A 4396-nucleotide genomic window follows, 5' to 3' on the forward strand; every position below is an offset into this window, starting at 1 on the left:
ATTGCTTTTTTTTGCACTCTGAATTACAAAAAAAGTTGCATGGAGAGCAAGCTTTCCACACAACTTATTATAGAACCGCTTAAGTCAAACGTTTCATCTAAAACGAAAAATCCAGGAGCCGAACAGCTTCTGGATTTTTGAGTAGCAGGCTGTTTTCGGCGACAAATGGTATAGTCATTTGAAACAAGAACAAGACAACAAAGCATCCAGAAAATTGTCATAATCGGGCAATAGGGAACCTCTAAAAACCCCAGTTTTTCTTCAAATTGAATCACTCAAACCTTGATAAATCAACATTTAGATTTTCAGAAATTTAGTTTTTAGAGGTGCCCTTTATCTTTTCAGTGTATTGATAAAGCCTTGTTCGATCTTTATTGGGATAAGCGACCTAGGTTTTTAGAGTTTTGATGAAAAGTTCATTAGCGTGTAGATTAAGATGGTGAAGCTCTTTAAGGACATGTTTTAGCTCCTGTTTCCCGAGAGTATTTCGATCTTGATTTGAACGAGGTATGAGACTCAGAAAGCCCAAAAAACTTCCCTTGGAATCATCCAAGAGAAGCTGTCAGTTTTTATATCTAAGGGATCTTATTTCATGGTTGGGAATAGGAGTACGTCGCGGATGCTGGTTACGTTGGTAAGGAGCATAACGAGGCGGTCGATTCCGATTCCAAGTCCACCTGTTGGCGGCATTCCGTATTCCAGCGCTTCAATAAAGTCATAGTCGATTCCAGTTGCTTCATCGTCTCCCAATTCCTTGGCCTTGGCTTGGGCTTCAAAACGGGAAAGCTGATCGATGGGATCGTTTAATTCGGTAAAGGCATTGGCGAATTCTTTGCCGACGATAAAGAGTTCAAAGCGGTCAGTGAAGCGAGGATCATCGGCGTTTTTCTTAGCCAGAGGGGAAACCTCAACGGGGTGGCCGTAGATGAAGGTTGGTTGAATCAAGGTGTCTTCAATATATTCTTCAAAGAAGGCATTGATGATATGGCCAACGGACGTGAAGTGTTTTTCGACAGGAACCTTATGTTCTTTGGCTAGGTCCTGAGCTTGTTCTAGGGTCATTTCTTGCCAGAAGTCGACGCCGGTGATGTCCTTGATGGCATCCAGCATGTGGATGCGGGCAAAGTCGTGACCGATTTTGATTTCATGATCTTGGTAGCTGATGATATCCTGGTCTGTTACAGCTTTGGCAGCAGCTTGAATAATGCCTTGAACCAAGTCCATGATATCCTGGAAGTCTGCATAAGCTTGGTAAGCTTCGATAGTGGTAAATTCAGGATTGTGGGTAGCGTCCATTCCCTCGTTTCGGAAAATGCGCCCCATTTCGTAGACCCGTTCCATTCCTCCGACAATCAAGCGTTTGAGGTGGAGTTCGGTTGCGATTCGGAGTACCATGTCAATGTTTTGCGCATTGTGGTGGGTTTCAAATGGACGAGCTGCCGCTCCACCGGCTTCGTTGTGAAGGACTGGTGTTTCAACTTCAAGGAAACCTTGATTATCTAAGTAGCGGCGGATTTCAGAAACAATTTTGGAACGAGCCATAAAACGTTCGAAACTTTCACGGTTGGAAATTAAATCCAAATAGCGTTTGCGGTAGATCGTTTCGACGTCCGATAGGCCGTGGAATTTCTCAGGCAGGGGACGCAGGGCTTTAGACAAATGGGTGAGCCGAGCTGCCTTGATCGACAATTCGCCCATATCTGTCCGCATGACTTGACCTTCAACACCGATGAAATCTCCTAAATCGGCTTTTTTGAAGATTTCGTAGTTTTCTTCGCCGACCTCATCTTTGCGCACATAGATTTGGATTTGGCCATCCCGGTCTTGGACGTGAGCGAAACCAACTTTTCCCTTACCACGCTTGGTCATCAAACGACCAGCAATGACTGCGGATTCGTTTAGGTCATTGAGAGCTTCCTTATCTAGATCTGCATATTTTTCCTTTAGCTCTGCAGAATTAGCGCTTCGTTCAAAGCGGTGGCCGAATGGATCAATGCCAGAGTCTGCCAAGGCTTGCATTTTTTCCCGGCGGATGATTTGCTGGTCATTGAGTTCCTCTGTTAGATGGTGTGACATATTTTCCTCCTCTGTCATCCGTAGACTATTTTTTATTTTATCACAATTGTAGGGGTTGTGAGTAGGCAGGTTGGACTTTCGCAGAATCCAAAAAGCTGATATCGTTCCAACTTAGGAGTTGGAAATCTCTGAAATCATCGGTTTCCAAGATGGTCAGGCTAGCATTTGCGAGGCCGCCCCAATCGCGAATGAGGGCAGGTTTGGCTCCTAGCAGTGTCCGCAAGGAGCCAACTAGATTGGCCCCGTGGCCGATAAAGAGTACATGTTCGTAGGGTTGATTTTGAAGACTTTGCACGAGTTCCCGTACCCGTTGTGTGGTTTGATAAACCGACTCAGCCTCAAACATCCTGCAATTAAAGAGGGCGAGATTGTGTCTAAAAGCCCGCATTTGTTGGGGATAGATGGCTTCCATGAGGGTGATTTTTTGACCTTCCAGGCGCCCCAATTGCCATTCTCGGAGCGATTCTTGTAGTTCAATCTCAACGGGATGGAGACTTTGGCTTTGAATAATTTGGCTTGTCTGGACAGCCCGAGGGAGGTCACTAGAGAAGATACGGTCGAACTGGATGTCTTGCAGGTGCTTGCCCAACAGCTCGATGTCTTGAATGGACTGGCTTAAGAGTGGAGAGTCTCCACTGGCTCCTTGAAAACGTCCTTCTTCATTCCATTCGGTTCGTCCATGACGAACAAAGTATAACTTCATGTTCTTTTTTCTCCTTATTCACGAAAATTTGCAAAGTCTGCGCCTAGAAATTGCGCGAGGTCTTTTGGGGCTAGTTGGACGCTACGACCGATCTCGCCTGCTGAAACCAGGATGGTTGGGAAGTCCAGTGCACGATCATCGATATAGATGGGATAGTTGTGGCGTTGGCGGATGCCGATTGGACTGTTGGCACCGTGGACATAGCCGGTCGTTTGCTCGAGTTCTTTTTGAGGAATCATCTGAACTTTTTTATTGCCCGAAAGGCTGGCTAGTTTTTTCTCGGCCAGATGGTCTTCAATGGAGAGCACACCGATAATAGGACCAGTCTTATCTCCCCTGAGGGCCAGGGTTTTAAAAATTTGGTTAGGATCAATGTTCTCAGCGACTTGACCTTCAAGTCCATTAAAAAGATGGGCCTGGTGTTCGATCCCAGCCTTGGTTAAGATTTGTTCAACCAAGGTTTTTTTAATTTTTTTCTTTGCCATAGGGTTCCTTTTTTCATAAAAGAGAGGCTGAGACGATTGTCCCAGCCCGGTTCTTATTCTGTTGCAGAGACATCTTGGTGCTGGTAATCGGCAGCGTCCCTTTGGAATAACTTTTTATAAACTTCAGCAGTATTTTTAAGAGGGGAGATTTGGTTTAAATCGACCTCTTTATCAAAACCAGGCAGCCAGCCACGCGAGGTGTACTGGTGGAGATCATATTCAATGTCGGTCAAAGGAGCCGCATTGTAGTAACCGGAATCGACTCCATAGGTTGGGAACCAAACGGCATCAAATTTATTAGTGGTGATGCTGTGTTCCTCCATGAAATAGGTTCCGATGTAGATTCCAATATTCTTGGCCCCTAGTTCCTGCAGTTTAGCCCGAAAGGCTTCGACACCCTTGTCCATATTGGACATGGTTTTTTCTTCCACGTCGAGCCAGTAGTAGGTTGGTTTATATTTGGCAGAAGCCTGGTAAAATTCCTCGGCTTCCTTTTGCATTTCTTTAATGGATCCAGCTGCGACATAGGCGTAAACAGCTACAGGAATGTCGCGTTTTTGGAACTCTTCGATATGTTTTTTGTAGGACTTGTCAATTCCATTGAGGTAGGTGGCGGCATTTTCTTTTTTAGCCTGGGCTCCACTGTGGACCCGAATGATAGCGCCTGAAATACCTTCAGCCATAGCATCATAGTCAATTTCTTCAGGTAGTTGCCAGCCAGATAAGTCTACAATAGGACGGAGATTGACGGCCTCAGTTGTGGTGTTTTTCTTTTTCTTCTTCTTTGTTTCTTTTTTACTGTTATTGTTTTTTTCCTCAGCGGCTTTTGCAGCACGGAGTGCTTCTTGCTCAGCTTTTAAAGATTGAACTTGAGTGTGACCAGCGATTAAACTGATAAATATGAAACTGAAAAAGACTGCGATATAAATAGGTTTAATCCTTTGTCTCATAAGGTTCATTCTATCTTAAAATGGGGGAAATGACAAGAAATCTCGCCTGTTTTTGTATAAAAAGGACCAAACTGTCTGTTTGAGGAGTGGGAATGGGGTGCAGTATCGAATCATTCCCGTTGTCTCTGATCCGAGGTATACCAAGGGAATAGAAGAGTATAAAAAGAAAAATCGCCACGGTA

At 44.7% G+C, this 4396-nt stretch carries 4 protein-coding genes; all 4 read right to left on the reverse strand.

Features of this window, described 5'->3' with window-relative positions; translation table 11 throughout:
* Positions 1-585 precede the first annotated feature (585 nt).
* Genes lysS through N4310_RS07685 form a run of 4 tightly spaced genes read right to left on the reverse strand, consistent with a single transcriptional unit; the run spans position 586 to position 4214 of the window.
* Positions 586-2076, reverse strand: coding sequence for a lysine--tRNA ligase (gene lysS / locus N4310_RS07670; RefSeq protein WP_262092711.1), 1491 nt, complete (start codon positions 2074-2076; stop codon positions 586-588).
* Positions 2077-2116: 40 nt separating this feature from the next.
* Positions 2117-2779, reverse strand: a complete 663-nt coding sequence (locus N4310_RS07675) for a histidine phosphatase family protein (RefSeq protein ID WP_262092712.1) — start codon at positions 2777-2779, stop codon at positions 2117-2119.
* A 14-nt stretch (positions 2780-2793) separates the two neighbouring features.
* Positions 2794-3264 carry an aminoacyl-tRNA deacylase gene (locus N4310_RS07680; protein ID WP_262092713.1) on the reverse strand — a complete coding sequence of 157 codons (471 nt, stop codon included), beginning with the start codon at positions 3262-3264 and terminating at the stop codon, positions 2794-2796.
* A gap of 53 nt (positions 3265-3317) precedes the next feature.
* Positions 3318-4214, reverse strand: a complete 897-nt coding sequence (locus N4310_RS07685) for a glycoside hydrolase family 25 protein (protein ID WP_160333017.1) — start codon at positions 4212-4214, stop codon at positions 3318-3320.
* Between the last annotated feature and the right edge of the window lie 182 nt (positions 4215-4396).

It is taken from the genome of Streptococcus danieliae, from assembly GCF_025447695.1.
GTDB classification, from domain to species: domain Bacteria; phylum Bacillota; class Bacilli; order Lactobacillales; family Streptococcaceae; genus Streptococcus; species Streptococcus danieliae.

Excerpts from the sequence above, each read along its gene's own strand:
- N4310_RS07675 (WP_262092712.1), bottom strand. The coding sequence starts at position 2,779 with ATGAAGTTATACTTTGTTCGTCATGGACGAACCGAATGGAATGAAGAA.
- N4310_RS07680 (WP_262092713.1), bottom strand. The coding sequence starts at position 3,264 with ATGGCAAAGAAAAAAATTAAAAAAACCTTGGTTGAACAAATCTTAACC.
- lysS (WP_262092711.1), bottom strand. The coding sequence starts at position 2,076 with ATGTCACACCATCTAACAGAGGAACTCAATGACCAGCAAATCATCCGC.
- N4310_RS07685 (WP_160333017.1), bottom strand. The coding sequence starts at position 4,214 with ATGAGACAAAGGATTAAACCTATTTATATCGCAGTCTTTTTCAGTTTC.